Below are 21598 nucleotides of genomic sequence, written 5' to 3'. Positions count from 1 at the left end.
AGAAAAGCCACCGACAAATGCCGATGGCTTGAAAAGGTTATTTCGTTTGGGGTTTGGATTAACCGAAACGTCCAGCAACGTAGTCTGCTGTCTGTGTGTTTGTTGGGTTGTTAAAAATTTGGTCAGTTTCACCAAATTCAATGATGTGTGATCTACCTGGGCCAGTTTCTGGGTCAGCGTAGAAGAAGCCTGTGTAGTCAGATACACGCGCAGCTTGTTGCATGTTGTGCGTTACAATCGCGATTGTATAGTCATCACGTAATTGTTGTACTAACTCTTCAACTTTTAAAGTAGAGATTGGGTCTAAGGCTGAAGTCGGCTCATCCATTAACAATACATCCGGTTTAACTGCTAAGGCACGTGCGATACATACACGTTGTTGTTGCCCACCAGAAATAGCCATACCGTTTTTGTTTAAGTCATCTTTCACTTCGTCCCAAATCGCTGCACCACGTAATGATGTTTCAACGATTTCGTCTAATTCATTTTTGTCACGGACACCGTGTGTACGAGGACCGTAAGCAACGTTGTCATAGATTGACATTGGGAATGGGTTTGGTTGTTGGAAAACCATCCCTACGTTTTTACGTAACATGTTTAAGTTCATGTCACGGTCGAAGATGTTTTTACCGTCTAAAGTAATTTCACCTTCGATACGGCAACCTTCAACAAGGTCGTTCATACGGTTTAATGTTTTTAAGAAAGTAGATTTACCAGACCCTGAAGGACCGATTAATGCTGTTACTTGTTTTTCGTAAATAGGCATGTTGATACCTTCTAGGGCTTTAAAGTTACCATAGTAAAGGTCCATGTTCTCTGCCTGCATTTTAATTTTAAGATTGTTGTTTTCAACCATGATTAGTTTTGTCCTCCTTTTGTAAATCGTTGTGATAACCATGTAGATAAGCCGTTAATAACTAATACAACTAATAATAGTACTACACCGGTAGCATTTGCTTGATCACGGTGTAAACCTTCACTTGATAATACATACATATGTAATGCTAATGTACGACCAGATGAGAAGATTGAATTAGGTAATGATGTTGATGTACCTAATGTATACATCAAGGCTGCTGTTTCACCAACGATACGTCCGATAGCAAGGATGATACCTGACAAGATACCTGGCATAGCGATTGGTAATACGATTCTAAAGATAGTACGTAATTTACCAGCACCTAAACCGAAACTTGCTTGCCGTAGACTATCTTTAACTGACATTAAGGCTTCTTCAGTATTACGGATAATCAATGGTAATACCATAATTGCTGAAGTAAGAATACCTGAAATTAATGAATATTGGAATCCTGCTGCGGATACAAAGGCTAACATACCAAACAAACCGAATACGATTGATGGTACCCCTGTTAAGGTATCAGTTGCAATACGGATACCTTCAACCCATTTGTTATTTTTACCAGCATACTCTACTAGGTAGAAACCAGCAAATACACCAAATGGAATAGCAAGAAGTAATGAACCACCAATTATATAGATTGTTGTGATAATTGAAGGCATCATTGAAACGTTATCTGTTGAGTACTTCCATGAGAATAAGTCAGCTGTTAAGTGAGGGACACCTGAAACTAATACATAACCGATGATCCATACTAAGGCGGCAAATGTAACTGCTGCAAAGAAATATGTAAATCCACGTAATACCTTAGACATTAGTTATTTACCCCCGTTCTCTTAACATACGCGAAAATACCATTGATAACCAAGATGATGATAAACAGTACTGCACCTGTAGCAATTAAGGCACTTTGGTGAGAACCAGTTGCATAAGCCATTTCAAGGATGATGTTGGCAGTCATTGTCCGTGCACCTTGGAATAATCCGCGAGGGAAAATTGCTTGGTTACCCGCAACCATGATTACGGCCATTGTTTCGCCAACTGCACGACCAATACCAAGGATGATAGAAGAGAAAATCCCTGATTTAGCTGCTGGCATCATAATCACGTATGAAGTTCTGTCATGGTCAGCCCCTAAACCAACTGACGCATTGTAGTATGTTTTTGGTACTGCACGTAGTGATGATTCAGACATGGTAATAATAGTAGGTAAAATCATAATTGCTAAAACAATACCTGCTGTCGCGATACTCATACCATTTGATGCCACCCCTAAAGATCGTGCAAAGGTACGGATACCTGGAACCAATACTTGTAAACCAAAATAACCAAATACGATAGAGGGGATACCAGACATCAAGTTCATTGCTGGTTTTAATACTCTATGTAATTTTGGTGGGCAGTAAAATGCCATAAACATTGCTGTAAACACACCAGTTGGTACACCTAATACAATAGCAATTAGAGTTACGTATAGTGAACCTACTAACATTGGTGCTAAACCAAATATTTCTTGAGATGGTTGCCATTTGTCACCAAACAGGAATTGACCAAAACCATAATTAGCCATAAAAGGGATCCCGCGTGCAAAAATAAAGTAACAAATTGCTAACAACGCAAGAATTGAAGTGAAAGCAGCGAACATGAAGACATACTTCATCACTGTTTCCAACATATTATTCTGTTTCATATGTTCTCCTTATCAAATTCAAATTCACGAAAAAATGTGCTCAAGGGAAATTATAACTTATCTAGGCGCTTTTAAAAACCCCATAAATTCACTATTGCCTATTCGACATCTGAATAATCCAAAATGCCCTTAAAATATAAAAGGAGCTGCTACTATATAGGAGTAGCAGCTCTAATAAGATAAACCATTAGTTGTTTCTTAACAAGTAGAAATTATTGAGCAGTGCCTTCCCAGTCAGTAATTTCGCCAGTGAAGATACCAGCAATTGTTTCTAATGTTAAGTCTGAAGTGCCGTTTTCAGGGTTAACGATTACCGCAACACCATCAGTACCGATTGCTTCAGCGGTTACATCTGTTTCGTCATCAGCTAAAGCACGAGATGCCATACCTAAGTCAGCAGTACCGTCTGCAGCAGCTGTAACACCAGCAGATGAACCGTTAGATGTAATGTTTACTTGCACGCCAGAGTTTAACTCTTGGTAAGCTTCTGCTAATTTTTCCATTACTGGAGAAACTGAAGTTGAACCAACAACGTTGATTGAACCTGATTGAGAACCATCACCTTCATATGGTGCAGCTTCTGCCTTAGCTTGTACGTAACCTTCTTCTAAAACGATTGCTTGACCTTCTTCAGAGAAGATGAAGTCGTGGAAGTCAGCTACAACGCCTTCTAATTCGCCTTGGTACACAATGTTGAATGGACGAGAAATTGCGTAGTCACCAGAGGCAACGTTTTCTTCAGTAGCTTCTACACCGTCAACAGCTAGAGCTTTAACTGTGTCGTTTAAAGAACCTAAAGAGATGTATCCAATAGCATTTGGATCGTCGGCAACAGCAGTCATTACTTGGTCCGTACCGTTCATGATTGTAGCTGCAGCAGTAGTATTATCAACATCATCAGCCATAACGCCAGTTGCTTCTACGAATGCATCACGAGTACCGGAACCTTCTTCACGAGAGATTACTGAGATAGGACCAGTAACTGCAGCTGTTCCTTCTGTTGAAGATTCAGTTGTTGAACCAGTGTCTGCTGAAGATTCCTCAGTAGACCCACCGTTACCGCATGCAGCTAATGCAGCTGAAGCACCTAAAGCTAAAGCTAATTTTGAAAACTTATTAAAAGTCATTTATACTTTCCACCTTTTCTTTTTCTTAATCCATATAACCTTATACCAAACGATTACAAGGTAATTATATAAGAAGATTGTAAAAATATAAGGGGGTAAAATGTAAATTAACCCTAGTTGTGTAAATGTATTGTAAAGATTGTGTAAACCTCATTGGAAATTTCTCATTTTTTTCGATTTCGATATATCTAAATAATTCCTTTGTTATTCTTCACTTTCTTCATCGTCTTCTTCTAGGTCAATAGCATCCATTTTAGGGATATAAACCGTAAAGTTTGTACCTTTACCAAATTCGCTATCTACCTCAATCGAACCACCCATATGTTCTAGGATATTCCGCACAATTGATAAGCCCAACCCAGTACCTCCTGAAGCAGTTGACCGGTCTTTACTCACCCGGTAGAAACGTTCAAATATCCTTGGCAAGTCCTCTTGCGGAATCCCAATACCGTTATCCGATATATCAAATTGAATCGTATTGTCCCATTCTGAAATCGCTACTTTTACATAACCGTGAGGATTATTATAAATGATACCGTTATGGATAAGGTTGGTTAATACCTGTAGAATCCGTCCCCGGTCCCCTCTAAAGGCAACATTTGCCGATAGATTTTCTTCCATTCTTAATTCAATATGTTTGTCCCGGGCTCGTCCGCTTAAGTGTTGGAAGACGTCTTCTACTAATTCGTCAGCTACTAACAATTCCGTAGTCTGCTGTACTTGATCTTGTTCAATTTTAGCTAAGTCCAAGATGTCTTTAATTAATGATCCTAGACGGTTGCTTTCCTTTTGCATGATTTTCACAAATTCTATAGCTGTATCATGGTCTTCGATGGCACCATCTAACAAGGTTTCGGTAAACCCTTGCAAGGCCGTTACAGGTGTTTTTAACTCATGAGAGGCGTTAGAAATGAAATCACTCCGTACTTTTTCTAAGTGACGAATGTCTGTGATGTCATAGATTAATAGGATAATTTGTTCAGAATCGCCTGAACTTGGTAATTCTTCATTAGTATCCGCATCAAAATAGGCGTCCATTTCTTCGGAACTTAAGTGGATTACATTCACATCTAAAATCACTTCGCGTGGATAATATAGGTAAATTTCTTCATTGATTTTCGCTTTGGTCTTAGAGGCCTGGTTCAGCATTTGAATTAATCGGTAACTTTGTAGCACCTCTTCAAAACGACGGCCTTCAATTTGTTCATCCAAGCCTAAGATTTCATACATGGCTGGGTTGGCTAGTCGGACGATGTGGTCTTTGTCAACCATGACAACCCCTAGCATCATGGCATCCACCAATTTATTCATCCGGTGGGTTTGGTTGGTAATCTGAAATTCTTGCAAGGCTAATTCGTTTGATAAATCATTGATATTTTCCCCGATTTCATCAAACTCTTCGATATTTACAGGCGTATATTTAAGGTCATAGTCATTATTCGCCATATGGCTTAATTGACGGTTAATGGCCAATATCGGCAGGTGTATTCGGCGGTTAAAATGAACAAAAAACCCAACTAATAAGGAAACAGCCCCAATTCCCATCGCGACCGCTATGAAGATAATATTTTCTTCAACAGGCCGGTTTAATGGGAAATTCCGCAAGACTTGGATGTACCCAAGCACTTCCCCTTTGGAGTTGGCGATCCGTTCAGAATATGAATAAATAACGGTATCTTTTTCGGTTTCTTCTTGTTCAAACCGGTTGTCCATATTTTCTTCATAGTCCCTAAAGGCAGCATCATTTAACAACTGGTCATTACCTACAGAGTAAACTTTGTTGCCGTCAGCGTCATAAATTAATATCCGGTCATTTAAATTGACCATAGGTTGAATGGTCCGTTTAACGTCCCGAAATTCAGCAGTATTATCATTGATATCAACTGGATCTAAGGATCTGAAACTTGGTCGAATAGTAGATACCACATTGATCAAAGTATTTTGTACTTCATCGTTTACGGTGTCCGTAACAAAGCGATTGACTGTAAAGGCAAATATCACACTATATAAAATAAACAACAGCGCAAACACTGTTGTTATACTTTGAATCAATTTTTGCATCAGTTTGGCACCTCGAATTTATACCCAAAGCCACGAACAGTAATGATATATTCAGGATTTTTGGTGTCTAATTCGATTTTTTCACGTAAATGACTCACATGCACATCCACAATACGGGTTTCACCTGCATAATCAAAGCGCCATAATTTTTGTAATAGCTGCTCTCGAGACAATGTCCGGTTCACACGACGGGCCATATAAGTTAATAATTCGAACTCTTTAGGCGTCATTTCGATTGACTCTCCACGCACGTATACCACATAATCATTCACATGAATTTCGATATCGCCAGCTTTAATGATTTCAACATCTTCATCTTTAAAATTCCCTACTGAATCTTTCGTTAGGGTGATTTTGTGTTTTTCTTCCACGCCATTCTCCGCATCCACTGAAGACACAGAATATGTCGCACGACGTAAGATAGCCTTCATACGGGCCAATACTTCACGCGGACTAAATGGTTTGGTCATGTAATCATCAGCCCCCAGTTCTAAGCCAATAATTTTTTCTAATTCATCATCTTTTGCTGTTAGCATCAAAATAGGTGTATTCACCTTGTTCTGGCGTAAGTTTTTACAAACGTCCATCCCGTCCATTTTTGGCAACATCAAATCAAGAATGATGAAGTCTAGCTGATTATTCATGGCCAATTCTAAACCTGTCTGTCCGTCTTCTGCCTGAATAACTTCGTAGCCTTCTTTTTCTAGACTATATTTTAATAATGTTAATATTGATTGTTCATCATCCACTATTAATACTTTTTTCATATATTTCCTCCAAATAAAATTTTGGGAAATCTCATTCACGCCCAAAATTAACCAACTACCCTAGGTCTCAGATACAAGCTTAACTTCACTCACAATTATATAAATTTTTAAGCGTATTTTAAACTACCCTCAGTTAGAAAAAGTAACTTCTAATTTTCGTCACTTAGTTGATTTTTTAAATATGCGTCAATAAACCCATCTAAATCGCCATCCATCACCGCTTGCACATTAGCTGTTTCATGGTCAGTCCGGTGGTCTTTCACCATATTATATGGATGGAAGACGTAAGAACGGATTTGTGAACCCCAGGCGATTTCTGATTTCTCACCGCGGATTTCATCCAACTCTTTAGCATTCTTTTCAGCCAATAAATGCGCCAACTTGGCCTGCAACATCTTCATAGCTGTGTCCCTATTTTGGAATTGAGACCTTTGACCTTGCGAAGCCACAACAATACCTGTTGGCACGTGGGTCAACCGAACGGCTGAAGATGTTTTATTGATATGCTGTCCACCGGCACCTGAAGCGCGGAATACATCCATTTCAATATCTGATTCGTCAATTTCAATTTCGGTATTTTGATCCAATACAGGCATAATTTCAACTGAAGCAAAAGAGGTATGGCGACGTTTGTTGGAATCAAATGGTGAAATACGCACCAAGCGGTGGATCCCGTCTTCTGATTTCAAAAAGCCGTAAGCATTCAATCCTTTGATTTCTAGTGTAACAGACTTAATCCCCGCTTCATCACCGTTTTGAAAATCGAGTATCGTCACTTGATAATCATGTTGGTCTGCCCACCGTTGGTACATTCGAAGGAGCATAGAAGCCCAATCTTGGGACTCAGTACCCCCAGCACCTGGATGGATTTCTAACAAGGCGTCATTGTGGTCATATTCCCCACTTAGTAAAATATTCCGTTCATAAGCAGAGATTTTACTTTGAAAGGTTTGAATTCGGTTAACCAATTCGCTAGCTAATTCAGGATCCGATTCTTCTTTAACCATGTCGTTTAACAGTACCAATTCCTCATATTCATCCGCTAGATTATTGAATTCATCATAGACCTTTTTCAAGGCATTATTGGCGTCAATCACAGCTTGGGCCCTGACCGAATCATCCCAGAAACCTGGTTGCACCATATCGGCTTCGTATTCAGCTAAATCAGCTTCCATCTTCTCTAAGTCAAAGAGACCCCCTGAAGCTATCAATTTGGGTTCTATTTTGCTCTAGTAAATTATTAATTTCATATTGTTCCATCTTGTATCACTCCTAATGAAAACACGGGACAAACATGAATGATGATGTTACTCGGTCACTGCCTTGTTCGTCCCGATGTTCATAATATGCTCTTATTTAGCTTGTTTACGTTCTAAGTTTTGACGGATTTCTGATTGCATAAACATACGTGTTGCATCATATTCAATACCGGCAATCATTTCGTTGAAACGGTCAAATCCTTCAGATTGGTACTCTACCAATGGATTATTTTGTGCATATGCACGTAGTCCAACCCCTTGACGTAATTGGTCCATAGCGTCAATATGGTCAGTCCAGCGAGAGTCAACTGCACGCAAGATAACCACTTTTTCAAATTCTAGGGCCATGTCTTTGTTATTGATTGAATCAATTTTTTTGTTGAAAAGGTCAGCCGCTTTATCAGTAATGTAGGCAATGATTTCTTTTTGGTTTTTACCCTCTAAATTATCGATATCCACCTGTGTATTACGGTATAAAGCTGTTTCCGCGAAGTCAGCTAAGGCTTCTAAATTCCAATCAGCACGGTCACCAGCAGTGTATAATTCCACTTGGCGTTTAATAGTTCGCTCAATCATTGGCCACATCACGTCATCCAATGACTCTTCAGCTGAAATCACTTGGAAACGTTGTGCGTAAATGACATCACGTTGTTGACGCATCACCTCATCGTATTCTAGGACGTTCTTACGGGTATCGTAGTTATTCCCTTCAACACGAATTTGCGCGCCTTCAACTTGTTTAGTGATCATACGAGACTCAATCACCATGTCTGGATCATCTTGGTCTACGTTTAATCTTTCCCATAATTGTTGGATACGTTCTGAACCGAAACGACGCATCACGTCATCTTCAAGTGATAAGTAGAAACGTGAGTAACCTGGGTCTCCTTGACGTCCAGCACGCCCACGTAACTGGTTGTCGATACGACGAGACTCGTGGCGTTCAGTACCGATAACGGCTAAACCACCGATTTCTTTCACTTCTGGGCTCAATTTAATATCCGTACCACGTCCGGCCATGTTCGTCGCAATCGTCACGGCGCCCTTTTGACCTGCATCAGCAACGATTTGTGCTTCACGTTCATGGTTTTTGGCGTTCAACACGTTATGACGAATCCCTAATTGTGTCAAGGCATCTGATAACATTTCGGATGTTTCAACCGCAACCGTACCTACTAAGACTGGTTGACCGGCTTGATGGCGCGTTGCGATGTCTTTTATAACCGCGTTGAATTTAGACTTCAAGTTGGGGTATAAAACATCTGATTTATCTTCACGGATAACTGGTTTGTTGGTTGGAATTTGAATAACGTTCATATTGTAAATTTCACGAAATTCTTCTTCTTCAGTTTTAGCTGTACCTGTCATACCAGATAATTTTTCATACATTCTGAAGTAGTTTTGGAAGGTAATTGTCGCCATTGTTTTCGATTCATTTTGAATGTCCACATTTTCTTTTGCTTCAATCCCTTGGTGTAAACCATCTGAGAAACGACGACCTTCCATGATACGACCAGTAAAGCCATCAACGATCTTCACTTGGCCGTCAACCACTACATAGTCAATATTTAAAGCCATGATGTAGTTGGCACGTAAAGCTGTATCGATATGGTGGATTAAACGACCATTTTCGATATCATATAAGTTCTTCACATGGAATACATCTTCTGCTTTTTCAATCCCCGCTTCAGTAAGGGCAATCGTTTTAGACGACACATCAATCACATAATCGTCTTCTTCTTTTAAGCTCTTGGCAAAATAATCTGCCCGTTGGTACAAGGCAGTCGATTGCTCAGCCTGGTTTGAAATGATAAGTGGCGTACGCGCCTCATCGATTAAGATTGAATCCACTTCATCGACAACCGCAAAGTATAAAGGACGTTGCACCATTTGGCGCTTGTACACGACCATGTTGTCACGCAAGTAGTCAAATCCAAGCTCGTTATTTGTTGAATAAGTAATATCCGCTGCATATGCTTCACGCTTTTCTTCGTTGTTCATACCTGCTTTATTCAAGCCTACTGTTAGGCCTAAGAAAGTATACAACTCACCCATTTGCGCAGAGTCACGGCTAGCCAAGTAGTCATTGACTGTCACTACATGTACCCCTTTACCAGTTAAGGCGTTTAGGTACACTGGCATTGTCGCTGTTAGGGTTTTACCTTCACCAGTTTTCATCTCTGCAATGTTTCCGTAGTGCAAGGCCAAGCCACCCATAATTTGTACGTGGTAAGGGAATAATCCAAGGACACGGCGTGCACCTTCTCTTACTGTCGCAAAAGCTTCCACTAAAATATTTTCCAGGTCCTCACCTAATTGTAGACGTTCTTGGAATGACTTAGTCATATCTTTTAGTTGGTCATCTGTGTAATTTGCAAAACGATCCTCTAATGCCTCAACTTGTTTTGCAGTTTTATCAAATTTTTTCAAATCTTTTCTTTGGTTATCAAAAACCTTTTTTAAAACATTTGCCATTATTTTCTCCTTTGGTTCAGAAACTTGTATAAATCTTGGGCGGATGTATTAAGCGGTATCGCACTACCTACTATCCCCAATATATTTATCGTCCATTATATGATAGCATTAAAAATTTGTCATTAAAACAAGAAACGGATAGCCTTAGCAGAAATTACAAGATTTTTATAACCTTTTTCCTGGAAAATGACTAAATACATGAAAAAAAGCCCCGGCAACCACCGGAGCTTGTCATTTTATCAGTATGTTTTCTTGGTTATGCATCTTCTTCATCTTCAATGGCAATTAAACCATATGAACCTTTACGACGAGCATATACCAAGGCACCTTTACCAGTTTCAGCATCTTCAAAGATGAAGAAGTTGTGACCTAGCATTTCCATTTGCAATACTGCTTCTTCTGCAGTCATCGGCTTCACAGATAAGGTTTTACGACGCACAATCTTAATTGGGTCATGTCCTTCTTCAGCCTCTTGCTCAACACGGTCAGCCTGAACTTGTGTTTCCACAGCACCTGGTAAACCAGCACTAGCACGAGGCTTACGATTTATTTTTGTTTTGTATTTACGTACTTGACGTTCTAACTTATCAACCACAAGGTCAATAGAACCGTACAAGTCTTGAGATGTTTCTTCAGCACGTAAAGTCAAACCACCTGTTAAAGGAATTGTAACCTCTGCCTTAGCATCCTTATTCGGATAAACTTTCGCATTTACATATGCAGTAGCATCTGGTGAATCAGTGAAATACCGTTCAATCTTAGAGATTTTTTTTTCAGCGTACTCTCTGATTGCTGGTGTGATTTCAATATTCTCACCGCGGACGTTGTATGTAAACATAATCTTTCATCCTTTCTACCAGTAATAAATCACTGGTGAAGCTCCTATAGCTTCTTTATTAGTACCTTAATTATAATAGAAAACGCTTACCGATACAAATAATCCACACTGAAAAAATACATTATCTTGCAAGGGTCAGTCCGCTAACTTGACTAAAGCCCGCTAATTCAAGCGCCTTATAGGCTGAAAACATAGTGGTACCAGTAGTATAGACGTCATCGAATAGGATAATCGGACGGTTCTTATCTATATTTTCTAGGTCATTTTTCACCTGAATCTTACTTCTATCTTGAAAACGGTCATGGCGGTTTTTATAGGCTTGCTTCCCCTGACTCCCCTCATTCATCAATAGGTCTTGAAAGGGAATGTCCGCTGCCTCAAGTATTAAACGCGTCTGGTTAAAGCCTCGATTCGCTACCTTCTCACTGGAAGAAGGCATAGGCACCCAAATAGCCTCCATATGCTTTCGGTAGACAGCTTTTAATTTCTTGGCAAAAAGATGACGCCCACGAATATCGCCCTGCCCTTTTAAGACTACCAGCCAATCTTTAAAGACACGATTATATTGATAGAAAGCCTGGTTGGTAAACTGCCAATCATGGTAAGTATGCCAACTTTGACAGTCCCCACAAAAACCTTCTTCATCCACTTGACCAGCCGATTCAATAGTCATATCTCGTCCGCATTGTTTACAGGCTGTTTTTAGATCAATGGCGATTAGGCTATTCATACATTCTTGGCAAAAAAGTGGTGGTTTTATTGGGCTCAGAGACAAGATATCTTCCAAAGTTAGTGGGTTAACCAAAGTGTTTTGACAAATCACACAAGTAGATGGGCTAACCGCCTCAGCTAGTCCCCCTTCCATCACGCCCCTAAATAAACTAATCATCAATTAAACCTCGTTTCCTTGCTTGATCATTCATGGATTGAATTTGCCGAATAGCTGCAATAGAGGCTTTAGTTTTACCGTAATGGAGAAAATAAACTGACCCGGATGGCCATTTAGGTTTTCGGCCCACTCGGCCTGAAATCTGGACCAGAGCTGCTGTAGTAAAGGTCTGGTCCTCACTACCCAATACGATGACATCAATATTAGCAAAGGTAACGCCTCGCTCTAAGATAGTAGTCGAAAATAAAAAATCATAATGACCATCTCGCATATTTTGTACCTTGATAATACGGTCTGGGTCTTTTGAAGACACGGATTCAAACCGGTAATCAGCAAATACTTGCCGGCATAATCTTACGAAAGTTAGCATTAAATCAATGTTGGGCATAAAGACCAAAACTCGTCGCCCTTTGACCAGTAGCCGTCCTAATAGTCGTCTAAAAACACTTGGTATTTTACCTGCTTGAATAATACTATGCCAGTCGCCTACCCATTGGTGTTTGGGGACTGGTAGGTGGTGGCGGTGGTAGCGGGCTGGCAGAATGGACACGGGTAGCTTGCCTTCTTTGATTAATTTCTCATGACTTGGATTTGGGGTTGCCGTCAGCAAAATCTGGGCCCCTGTCTTTTTAATGGCACGGTCTGAAGCGAAATAGAGCATAGGGTCGCCGTCATAAGGAAATGCGTCAATTTCATCAATAATCAACAGGTCAAAAGCTTCTTTAAAACGAATGAGTTGGTGGGTGGACCCGATGGTAAAAGGTTGTTCAGCATAAGTTTCTTCTGATTGACCGTGGAGTAACTGGATAGTCACTTCAGGAAAGGCTTCTTTAAAGCGTGGGGCTAGCTCATTGGCCACGTCAACTCGGGGTGTGGCGAGGGCTACTTTCCCGCCAGCCATCAGGGCTTGGTTAACAGCTTCAAAGACCATCTCTGTCTTACCTGCTCCTGTAACAGCCCAAACTAGACGTTGACCGCCTGCTTGGTAGGTCTGACAAATTTCTTTGGAGGCTTGGGCTTGTTGGTCTGATAAAGTGCCGGTCCAAGCCAAATAAGATTGGTCTCTTTGCCAGCTATAGGGTTCAGTCGCTTCAGCTAAGTGATATAACTTGTCGCAGGTCCGTAGTTTACCGAAGTTGAGACATTGTAGACAATAGACGCAGTCTGTCAGGCCACATTGACAGATATTTTCTTGAAAGATGGTTTGGTTTCCGCAACGGCGACATCTTAAGCGCGAGCCCTCTTTTTCCAGGGCAGAGAAGATTTGCAATCCGGGTATATCCAGTAAGTTGATGGCTGCATCGGTCTGGCCTATTTCCTTGGCGGTGACGAGTCGACCTCTTAGTAAGTTGCTGACTGCTTCCATCCTTATCCCCCCTCTTATGAAGTTTATACGGGAAAAATGTCAAAATGCGCCAAAAAAAAAGAGACCAGGAAATTTCCTAATCTCAAAAAGTACATAAATAAGTGCAATTTCAATTAAATTTAAGTTTTGAACCTACTTGATATCAGTATTTTGCCACCAAGCTAAAGCGTAGGCAGCTGGGCCAAGATGTGTCCCAATAACGGGGCCTACTGGCGTTCGTTGCATATCTAAGTCTGGGTGATTTTCAGTCATATAAGCCACCAAACTTTGAACTTGCGGGGTGTCATCTTCCCCTACAATGGCGACCCTTAATCGTGGCTCTGCTTGATAAGCTTGTTCAAATAAATCAAGCATCCGTTTCACAGTCTTTTTATGGGTACGAACTTTTTCAAAAACCTCAATTTTTCCCTGTTCAAAATGCAAGATTGGTTTTACTTGTAATAGGTTACCAATTCCAGCTGCACTAGAAGAGATACGGCCACCTTTAGCTAAGTGTCCCAAATTTTCTACTGAAAAATAAGCATCTGAAGTTAATTTTAAGGCATCTAATTTTGGTAAGATTTCTTCTAAGCTTAGACCTTGTTCACGCAACTTAACGGCTTCTTGAACGAATAAACCTTGTCCAATCAAAGAAATATCGGAATTATAAACCGCAATCCGAACATTTTTTTCTTCAGCAACTTCGTTTGCAATCATACTAAAGGTTTGGAAGGCACCAGAAATACCTTTAGATAAGGTAACAACCAAAACCTCATCATGACTGTCAGCTAACCGCTCGAAGACTTCTGTGACAAGGCCTGGCGCAGGTTGCGAACTTGTTGGGATCTCATCTAAGGCCGCCATTTTGGCATAAAACTCATCAACCGTGATGTCGATATTGTCACGGTAGGATCCGTCTGAAAATGTGATTGTTAATGGTAGAACTGTAATATCGTGACGACTAACAAATTCGTCTGAAAGATAGGCAGTACTATCCGTTACAATGGCAAGTGACATATAATTTTCTCCTCTAATCCCTGTACTTTACAGATTGCCACTTGAAAAATAATCAACTGACAATAACTTCAGTGCCATTTTATCAAACATCTGGATAAAATTCGACAAGTTTATCTAGTAAAGCGCTTCAACTTTGTGAAATATACACAAAAGACAGGCAAATAGCTAAAAATAATAAAATATGCTACTCTCAAAGGAAAGAAATGATTAACAAGGAGGCAAGTCAAATGATTGAATACCGGACTGTAGTTGCAGGCGGCGGTAGCCACGAAATTGAAGTGAAAGGGTCCAGATTTATTTGCCATGCACAACGAGTCTTCAATGAAGATGAAGCCAACGCTTTTATCCAAAAAATTCGTAAAGAACACTACAAAGCCACTCACAATTGTGTAGCCTTTCAAATTGGCGAAAAAAATGAGATTCAACGAGCGCTAGATGATGGCGAACCCTCTGGAACAGCGGGCGTCCCTATGCTAGAAGTTTTAAAACAGCGGAATTTACAAAATATTATCGTAATTGTTACCCGCTATTTCGGTGGTACTAAACTAGGTGCTGGTGGGCTCGTTCGTGCTTACTCATCCGCAGTGTCTGAAGGATTAGATGCCATTGGTCAAGTAGAACGTAAGCTGCAAACCCAATTAGACATCAAAGTTGCTTACCCAATAACTGGTCAATTAGAACATTGGATTGCTGAATCGCCCTACAGCTTATTAGATACAACTTACCTAGCTGACGTCACTTATCATTTAGGTGTCCCGTCTGATTTAGTAGATCAAGTTCAAGCCGACATAGTTAATCTAACAAGTGACCAAGCTGAATTTGCTATTGGGCAACAAATCTTTGTAGACATCCCTATTAGTTACTAATTTATTTATCAACTTTAAGCAAATCCACTAGTATAATTCTGCCTTGCATTTTTAAGACGATTGGAGGACAATATATTTGTAAACCCTTACAAATGGAGGATATATTATGGAAATTGAAAAACAAGTTGCAGACAAATATTTGAAGACTTATATGGTTGAAAAAGATCCAGGTTCAGCATCTTTAATTGCTTTCCCCACTTCAACTGAAGAAGTGGTCGCATTTATTAAAGATGCCAACGCGAGAAAGCAACCCACGATTACTATCGGTCGTCAAACTGGATTAACGAGCGCAACTTATCCTATCAATAATGCTTGGTTACTAAGCCTAGAGAAAATGAATAACATTATTTCATTAGATGAGCAAACGCTGACCTTAACAGTTCAAGCAGGTGTAACCTTATTTCAAATCCGCGATTATCTAGCGAATACGCCTTATTTCTATGCCCCTGACCCTGGTAATAAAAATGCTTCAGTAGGTGGGAATGCATCTACAAATGCTGGTGGGATGCGAGCGATTAAATACGGTGTGACCCGTGATAATGTTCGTGGTTATGATGTGGTATTAGCTAATGGGGACTTGATTCACGTTGGCTCTTTAAATAAAAAAGATGCAACAGCTTATGATTTGAAAGACCTATTTATCGGTGCTGAAGGTACACTTGGAGTGATCACAGAGTTACAATTGAAATTAACACCACGTCCAGCTTTTGAGAAATCTGTTATTCTCGGTTTTAATTCTTTAGACGGTGTGTCAGATGCTATTTTTGAAGTTGTGAAGTCACCCGTTCAACCAATTGCTTTAGAACTTTTAGAAGAATCAGGTATTCACTACTCTGAACAATTTATCAACAAGAAAATGCCTGAAGTTCACGGCGAAGCTTTCTTATTGGCAACCGTAGCAGACAATGCGGCAGACGGTTTAGCCTTCCAACTTGAAGCTATCCAAGCCCTCGGGAAAAAGGCTGGTGCAATTGAAGCGCGCGAACTTTCTGAGGATGAAGCTAGCGAAATGTGGGCCATCCGCGATAATATCTTGAACGGTATCGTTTCAAAAGGTGACTGGAAGATGTATGACCCGGTTGTTCCTAACCACCTGTTTACAGACTTAGTTAAAGAAGGTAAACGCTTAGGGGATAAATATAATGTCCAAACCGGATTCTTCGGTCACGCAGGAGATGGCAATATTCATATTTGTATCTTACGCGGTGATCAAAATGATGAAACTTGGGAACAAATTAAACACGACTATGAAAATGATTTATTCCCATATGTTGCTGAACAAGGTGGCTTATTATCTGCAGAACACGGTGTTGGTTTAGAGAAAAAAGCTTATCTACCTTACTTCAAAGACGAAGCATATATGGCAGTATTGAAATCCATCAAACAAGCCATGGATCCAAATAACATCTTGAACCCAGGAAAAATGTTTGACTAAACAGGATGCGAGCACCGACGCTCAGAAAGAAAACGTTGAAAGATTAGTGCAGTAGATGACACAGTCAGCTACAAACTAAGCTGAAACGCAGTTCTTTCTGGAGGTGCGAGCTCAACTTCACAGGATGTGAGCACCGACGCTCAGAAAGAAAACGTTGGAAGATTAGTGCAGTAGATGACACAGTCAGCTACAAACTAAGCTGAAACGCAGTTCTTTCTGGAGGTGCGAGCTCAACTTCACAGGATGTGAGCACCGACGCTCAGAAAGAAAACGTTGGAAGATTAGTGCAGTAGATGACACAGTCAGCTACAAACTAAGCTGAAACGCAGTTCTTTCTGGAGGTGCGAGCTCAACTTCACAGGATGTGAGACAGCGCAAACTTAATATTTATGGGGTAGCCTTTCGGCTTCCACATACCTATCACTGCCTTAAAAATAGGATGTGATGCAGGATGTTTAGACAGGAGACGGTGGAAGAATAGTGCCGTGGCACACAAAGTGTGACGCTAACTATTCTGAAGCGGAGAACTGTCTATCCTGCAAAGCTCAACTAGCAGTGAGACCGCCCTTAGAATAATTTTCTAAGGGCTTTTCTGACTACTCATTCTGTAAGGGGTATCCCCTAACAGTCTGATGTGGGTCAGAAATCCTTGCTTCACTGCAAAGGCGTGCTAGATAGTTCCAGCCTCTGGCCTATATATTTTAGAATATAAGCCCTATTCAATTTAAATTGATAAAACATTAAGTTTATTAGATTTATAGACTAAGAAACGCCCTACAATTTTGTGTAAGGCTCTTTTTCAATAATTATTTAATTTTACTACTCATGCAATCAAGTATATATTACTACATATTTGTACCTTAATCATGCTTTGAATTGTAGTTACCGTTTGGGTAAATGATAAAAGTATCAACTGTACCACTGCCTCCATTGCCTTGTAATTCTTTTGATATCAGTGTCATTTCAATACTACCATCATCTCTAGTCTTAGAAACTTGTACTGCAATATCATCGTTAAAGCCCTCTTGCTCTTTTATATATTCAAAAGCAGTTTCTTCTGTAAAAGGTTCAATGACTTTTTGCTGGTCTTCTCTTTCTTGGCTGAGTTCTTCAGTAAATGTTTGTGTATAGATATCATAGGTCCATTGAATATCTGGCTCATCTTTTTCATAAGATTCAAAATAAGTGTCAATCTTTATAGTGTCATCTTCACCTTTAAAGAAGTAGTAATCTTGTCCACCACGACCTTGATTTTCAAATGAAAGCATCAATGAATCTGGTTCATCTTGCTCAATTGCGAAATAATCGCGACTATAAAATTCAGAATTCAAGCCACTAGTTTCTCCATTAGATGTTGCCTTCAATCCTTCTTCGTATATTTCAATCGCGGTATCCATAGACATGAATGATTCTTTTTTCGAAATATCAATTACATTAATTAATTGACTCACGGTTTGGCTATCTCCTGGTTCAAGATAAACAGCTTCTGTATTTTCTTCAATATTTTCATATTTTGAAAATTCTTGAGATTCTGCGTGATCGAAAATATATGGAATTGGATAAATATGAATGTAACCCGACCCTTTATCTCGAACGCTATACACAACATGGCCATCGGTTTCTTGCGGTCCTCGTATTTCGATTATATCTTCATCGTAGGTACCGTAATTTACGTTATCCGGATTGATTAATGAACCCTTAGGTATCAAAGTTACTTTCAAATTTGAAACATCCATATTCTTGCCCTCATTTAACCATACTCTGGCATACTCAATTTCTTCATCGGAAAATTCAGCTAGACTTTGATCACTATCACTTTCACTACTTTCCGCTGTCGGAACTTCAGCAGATTGCGTATTATTAGATTCAACATCGCTAGATTGACTTGATTGGATAGTTTTATTGCTCTCTATTAGTCCACAAGATGCTAAAAAACTCATTGAAAATAGAATAGCCATCATTTTAAATTTGTCCATATGTGTTAGCACGACCTTTCAAAATATCCGTATCAAGTTAACGAAAACAACTATATATTATATTGTATAATAAAGGTTCCCAAAAAGAAAATGCTCTACAATTTTGTGTAAGGCGTTTTTTCTTTAACATACTGATTTAACTCAGTTGGCTAAATACTTTTTCAATAGTGTCTTCAAATACTAAGGCATCGTGATACGGAATTTGAAGTGGTGATTTGTTTACTACGGTTAGATATTGTCCTCGGAAGTAATTTAAGAATCCTGCCGCTGGATAAACGACTAGGCTTGTTCCCAAGATAACTAATAAATCTGCTTGGCGGATTTTATCCACTGCCCCGTTCACTACATCTTGGTCTAATTGTTCTTGGTATAAGACAATATTAGGTCTAACAATGCCTTGATCAATTGGACAGCGCGGAATACCATCCTGGTCTAATTGAAGTTCTTCTAATTTATAATGATGGCCACACGATACACAGTAATTATCTAAGGTGCTGCCGTGTAATTCATAAACCGCTGATGAGCCAGCTTTTTGGTGCAGACCGTCTATATTTTGCGTAACCACAGAAACATCTTTACCAGTCCCTTCTAAGCTAGCGATAAATTCATGCCCTATATTAGGCTTGGCTTCTGGATAGACTAATTTATCAAAGTGGTAGGCAAAGTATTCCTTGGGGTATTGTGTAAAGAAATGATGAGAAACGACTTCTTCTGGGCTATAAGTCCCTCCTAAGTTTTCCATGAAAAGGCCATTCGCTGACCGGAAATCAGGAATACCAGAGGCTGTAGACATTCCCGCTCCTGTAAAAAAGACAATACATTTGCTATCCTTAATTTGTTGTTCAAATTGTTGGATTTTATCGTCCATGCTAGTCCTCCTTTATAATTCTTTACCTATTTTAACATGACCAAATTTTTCATGCGAAATATCAAACCATTAAAGCCTTGAGCAATCTAATTGCTTATAAATTTGGTTTTATCTAATATAAAGACTGACATTATAAGAAGGAGTGCACTATGCAAATTGAATTTTTCCATGATGTGGTTTGCTCATTTTGTTTCCCCATGTCCAAACGCATGAGGAAAATCACTGGTAAATATAATAACATCGACGTGGTCCACCGATCTTTCGCTTTAGGTTGGGAGCCAGATCACTATATCCAAATGTTTGGCTCACGTGAAGCCGTTAAACCTGAATTGTTAACGCGCTGGGAACAAGCTAATCAAAATGATGATGACCACCGCTTTAATATAGAGGGAATGCGTGAAACGGACTTCAACTCTCCAACTTCAAAAAATGGTTTAAAAGCAGCAAAAGCCGCTGGTATTTTAGGCGGGCAAGATGCTTACTGGGATGCTTTTGACGCTATCCAAAACGCACTATTCGTTGAAAATAAAAATATTGAAGAATTTGAAATTTTAAAGACTGCTATAGCGACTACTGACATTGATATTGACCAATGGGTAGCACAATATAAAAAAGCTGAAACAGAAGAAGCTGTTTTACAAGATTTCGCAGTCAGTCAAGCTTATGACATCCAAGGAGCGCCGGCTTTAGTGATCAACCAAAAATATATAATTTCAGGTGCACAAGCAACTGAAGACATTGAAAACCAGCTAAAACAAATTGCTGAAGAAGAAGGTCGACCACTCATACCAAAACTACAAACACTTGGTGGTACTGGGATGGCTTGTAATTTCGTAGATGGCCAATGGATTTGTGACTAAACTTTCTTTCAATGAGATGCAGTATGAGATTAGCAGAATATGCTTAGGGAAAGTTTTAGCAAAAAAATATGAGTCCTAGATAGGTATTTTTAAACATTTCACCATAACAGCGGTAATTCTTAGAAAAGTATAAAATGAATCTAACAATTTCACCCGTGAAAAATAATAGAAAAATAGCCTTTGTGAACAGTAAAATCACAGAGGCTATTTTCTATATATAAGTTAATGCCTTTTAGTCTTTTGACTCGGCTCTCGCATCCTATAAAGTTGAGCTCGTACTTCGCATCCTATTTAGTCGGGTTCAGTCGACCAGCTCAAGCCCGCTTCAGACTATATTGCATCACACTCGTGTGATACGGCTATAGTCTTCCATCGTTATTGAGCTTAACGGTCTCACTCACACCCTATTTCTTCCACCATTCATCATAAATGGTGATTGGTAATTCGCGTTTGTGTTGGGTTTTTAGGTACCAGTTTTCGATTTTTTCGGCTGCTTCTTCGGATACTTCTTTGCCTTCTAAGTAGTCGTCTATGTCTTGGTAAGTAACACCTAGGGCTACTTCATCGGCTAAGCCGGGACGGTCTTCTTCTAAGTCAGCCGTTGGCACCTTAACGTATAAATGTTCTGGGGCATCTAAATATTCAAGGATAGCACGTCCTTGACGTTTATTTAACCGCCAAATAGGTAGGATATCTGCTGCGCCATCACCAAACTTGGTATAGAAGCCTGTCACTGATTCAGCAGCATGGTCTGTTCCTACCACGACACCTGCATTTTCACCTGCGATCGCATATTGTACCAACATTCGTTGGCGTGCTTTGATATTTCCTTTATTGAAGTCAGAAATGGTAAGGCCACCCTTTTCCAATTCTTCAACGGTAGCATCAACAGCTGGCTTGATGTTAACGCGTACAGTTTGATCAGCTGCCATGAAGTCTATAGCGTCCATAGCATCAGCTTCATCGGCTTGGTTGCCATAAGGAAGACGGACTGCGATGAATTGATACTTGTCGTCACCAGTTTCTTCGCGTATTTCAGTTATGGCCATTTGGCATAGTGTGCCGGCTAGGGTTGAATCTTGCCCACCAGAAATGCCTAATACTAAGCTTTTTAGAAATGGATACTTGTGAAAGTATGCCTTGATGAAATCGATGGTACGTCTGATTTCTGCTTCTGGATTAATACTAGGTGCTACTTTTAAGGCATTTATAATTTCTTCTTGTAATGAACGCATGGTATTCTCCCCTTTTATTGCTTTATTCATC

At 39.8% G+C, this 21598-nt stretch carries 18 protein-coding genes; 3 read left to right on the top strand and 15 right to left on the bottom strand.

The features are described from left to right. Positions 1–58: 58 nt before the first annotated feature. The 12 genes from pstB to A6J77_RS05095 form a co-directional block, all read right to left on the bottom strand. On the bottom strand, positions 59–826 hold the full coding sequence (gene pstB, locus A6J77_RS05150) for a phosphate ABC transporter ATP-binding protein PstB (RefSeq protein ID WP_083070247.1): 768 nt from the start codon (positions 824–826) through the stop codon (positions 59–61). 32 nt (positions 827–858) lie between these two features. Beyond that, positions 859–1674 (bottom strand): phosphate ABC transporter permease PstA, encoded by an 816-nt coding sequence (gene pstA / locus A6J77_RS05145; RefSeq protein ID WP_083068763.1) that lies wholly within the window; start codon positions 1672–1674, stop codon positions 859–861. After that, complete coding sequence (gene pstC, locus A6J77_RS05140; RefSeq protein WP_083068761.1) at positions 1674–2549, bottom strand: phosphate ABC transporter permease subunit PstC; 876 nt, start codon at positions 2547–2549, stop codon at positions 1674–1676. The genes pstA and pstC overlap by 1 nt, the downstream gene beginning before the upstream one ends. A gap of 212 nt (positions 2550–2761) precedes the next feature. Continuing rightward, positions 2762–3676, bottom strand: a complete 915-nt coding sequence (locus A6J77_RS05135) for a substrate-binding domain-containing protein (protein WP_083068759.1) — start codon at positions 3674–3676, stop codon at positions 2762–2764. A gap of 204 nt (positions 3677–3880) precedes the next feature. Next, complete coding sequence (gene pnpS, locus A6J77_RS05130; protein WP_083068758.1) at positions 3881–5737, bottom strand: two-component system histidine kinase PnpS; 1857 nt, start codon at positions 5735–5737, stop codon at positions 3881–3883. After that, complete coding sequence (locus tag A6J77_RS05125; protein WP_083068756.1) at positions 5737–6504, bottom strand: response regulator transcription factor; 768 nt, start codon at positions 6502–6504, stop codon at positions 5737–5739. The genes pnpS and A6J77_RS05125 overlap by 1 nt, the downstream gene beginning before the upstream one ends. A 149-nt stretch (positions 6505–6653) precedes the next feature. Next, positions 6654–7764, bottom strand: a protein-coding gene (gene prfB, locus A6J77_RS05120) for a peptide chain release factor 2 (RefSeq protein WP_193756640.1) whose coding sequence is annotated in 2 segments (ribosomal slippage) — positions 6654–7691 and positions 7693–7764 — 1110 coding nt in all. Because the reading frame shifts where the segments join, the coding sequence is not laid out codon by codon here. A gap of 92 nt (positions 7765–7856) precedes the next feature. After that, positions 7857–10238, bottom strand: coding sequence for a preprotein translocase subunit SecA (gene secA / locus A6J77_RS05115; protein ID WP_083068753.1), 2382 nt, complete (start codon positions 10236–10238; stop codon positions 7857–7859). Between the two features lie 256 nt (positions 10239–10494). Continuing rightward, entirely contained in the window at positions 10495–11076 is a 582-nt protein-coding gene (gene hpf / locus A6J77_RS05110; protein WP_083068751.1) for a ribosome hibernation-promoting factor, HPF/YfiA family, read from the bottom strand. Between the two features lie 121 nt (positions 11077–11197). Continuing rightward, positions 11198–11749, bottom strand: coding sequence for a ComF family protein (locus tag A6J77_RS05105; RefSeq protein WP_227645126.1), 552 nt, complete (start codon positions 11747–11749; stop codon positions 11198–11200). A gap of 208 nt (positions 11750–11957) precedes the next feature. Continuing rightward, positions 11958–13331, bottom strand: coding sequence for a DEAD/DEAH box helicase (locus tag A6J77_RS05100; RefSeq protein WP_083068748.1), 1374 nt, complete (start codon positions 13329–13331; stop codon positions 11958–11960). 132 nt (positions 13332–13463) lie between these two features. After that, the gene (locus A6J77_RS05095) at positions 13464–14327 is read right to left on the bottom strand and encodes a DegV family protein (protein ID WP_004262809.1); all 864 of its coding nucleotides are present in this window, start codon (positions 14325–14327) and stop codon (positions 13464–13466) included. Between the two features lie 227 nt (positions 14328–14554). Here A6J77_RS05095 and A6J77_RS05090 point away from each other — a divergent pair, with 227 nt between their 5' ends. Both A6J77_RS05090 and A6J77_RS05085 read left to right on the top strand, forming a co-directional pair. Continuing rightward, positions 14555–15193, top strand: a complete 639-nt coding sequence (locus A6J77_RS05090) for a YigZ family protein (RefSeq protein WP_083068746.1) — start codon at positions 14555–14557, stop codon at positions 15191–15193. Between the two features lie 106 nt (positions 15194–15299). After that, positions 15300–16628, top strand: a complete 1329-nt coding sequence (locus A6J77_RS05085; RefSeq protein ID WP_083068744.1) for an FAD-binding oxidoreductase — start codon at positions 15300–15302, stop codon at positions 16626–16628. An 860-nt stretch (positions 16629–17488) separates the two neighbouring features. Here the strand turns inward: A6J77_RS05085 and A6J77_RS05080 are convergent. Together A6J77_RS05080 and A6J77_RS05075 are read right to left on the bottom strand one after the other, a co-directional pair. Then, positions 17489–18604, bottom strand: coding sequence for a hypothetical protein (locus tag A6J77_RS05080; protein WP_083068743.1), 1116 nt, complete (start codon positions 18602–18604; stop codon positions 17489–17491). Positions 18605–18740: 136 nt separating this feature from the next. Then, positions 18741–19472 (bottom strand): NAD-dependent protein deacylase, encoded by a 732-nt coding sequence (locus A6J77_RS05075; RefSeq protein WP_083068741.1) that lies wholly within the window; start codon positions 19470–19472, stop codon positions 18741–18743. Between the two features lie 149 nt (positions 19473–19621). Between A6J77_RS05075 and A6J77_RS05070 the strand changes: the two genes are divergently transcribed. Next, positions 19622–20332 (top strand): DsbA family protein, encoded by a 711-nt coding sequence (locus tag A6J77_RS05070; RefSeq protein WP_083068739.1) that lies wholly within the window; start codon positions 19622–19624, stop codon positions 20330–20332. Between the two features lie 404 nt (positions 20333–20736). Here A6J77_RS05070 and nadE read toward each other — a convergent pair whose 3' ends face one another. After that, on the bottom strand, positions 20737–21567 hold the full coding sequence (gene nadE / locus A6J77_RS05065; RefSeq protein ID WP_083068737.1) for an ammonia-dependent NAD(+) synthetase: 831 nt from the start codon (positions 21565–21567) through the stop codon (positions 20737–20739). Positions 21568–21598: the final 31 nt, after the last annotated feature.

Source organism: Aerococcus viridans (genome assembly GCF_002083135.2).
Classification (GTDB): domain Bacteria; phylum Bacillota; class Bacilli; order Lactobacillales; family Aerococcaceae; genus Aerococcus; species Aerococcus viridans_C.
The sequence above is the reverse complement of the archived record's forward strand: the minus strand, read 5'-3'. Positions and strand labels throughout refer to the sequence as shown.

What these genes read in the sequence shown, in the direction of transcription:
- pstB (WP_083070247.1), bottom strand. Translation starts at nt 826, where the DNA reads ATGCAGGCAGAGAACATGGACCTTTACTATGGTAACTTTAAAGCCCTA.
- pstA (WP_083068763.1), bottom strand. Translation starts at nt 1,674, where the DNA reads ATGTCTAAGGTATTACGTGGATTTACATATTTCTTTGCAGCAGTTACA.
- pstC (WP_083068761.1), bottom strand. Translation starts at nt 2,549, where the DNA reads ATGAAACAGAATAATATGTTGGAAACAGTGATGAAGTATGTCTTCATG.
- A6J77_RS05135 (WP_083068759.1), bottom strand. Translation starts at nt 3,676, where the DNA reads ATGACTTTTAATAAGTTTTCAAAATTAGCTTTAGCTTTAGGTGCTTCA.
- pnpS (WP_083068758.1), bottom strand. Translation starts at nt 5,737, where the DNA reads ATGCAAAAATTGATTCAAAGTATAACAACAGTGTTTGCGCTGTTGTTT.
- A6J77_RS05125 (WP_083068756.1), bottom strand. Translation starts at nt 6,504, where the DNA reads ATGAAAAAAGTATTAATAGTGGATGATGAACAATCAATATTAACATTA.
- secA (WP_083068753.1), bottom strand. Translation starts at nt 10,238, where the DNA reads ATGGCAAATGTTTTAAAAAAGGTTTTTGATAACCAAAGAAAAGATTTG.
- hpf (WP_083068751.1), bottom strand. Translation starts at nt 11,076, where the DNA reads ATGTTTACATACAACGTCCGCGGTGAGAATATTGAAATCACACCAGCA.
- A6J77_RS05105 (WP_227645126.1), bottom strand. Translation starts at nt 11,749, where the DNA reads ATGACTATTGAATCGGCTGGTCAAGTGGATGAAGAAGGTTTTTGTGGG.
- A6J77_RS05100 (WP_083068748.1), bottom strand. Translation starts at nt 13,331, where the DNA reads ATGGAAGCAGTCAGCAACTTACTAAGAGGTCGACTCGTCACCGCCAAG.
- A6J77_RS05095 (WP_004262809.1), bottom strand. Translation starts at nt 14,327, where the DNA reads ATGTCACTTGCCATTGTAACGGATAGTACTGCCTATCTTTCAGACGAA.
- A6J77_RS05090 (WP_083068746.1), top strand. Translation starts at nt 14,555, where the DNA reads ATGATTGAATACCGGACTGTAGTTGCAGGCGGCGGTAGCCACGAAATT.
- A6J77_RS05085 (WP_083068744.1), top strand. Translation starts at nt 15,300, where the DNA reads ATGGAAATTGAAAAACAAGTTGCAGACAAATATTTGAAGACTTATATG.
- A6J77_RS05080 (WP_083068743.1), bottom strand. Translation starts at nt 18,604, where the DNA reads ATGGACAAATTTAAAATGATGGCTATTCTATTTTCAATGAGTTTTTTA.
- A6J77_RS05075 (WP_083068741.1), bottom strand. Translation starts at nt 19,472, where the DNA reads ATGGACGATAAAATCCAACAATTTGAACAACAAATTAAGGATAGCAAA.
- A6J77_RS05070 (WP_083068739.1), top strand. Translation starts at nt 19,622, where the DNA reads ATGCAAATTGAATTTTTCCATGATGTGGTTTGCTCATTTTGTTTCCCC.
- nadE (WP_083068737.1), bottom strand. Translation starts at nt 21,567, where the DNA reads ATGCGTTCATTACAAGAAGAAATTATAAATGCCTTAAAAGTAGCACCT.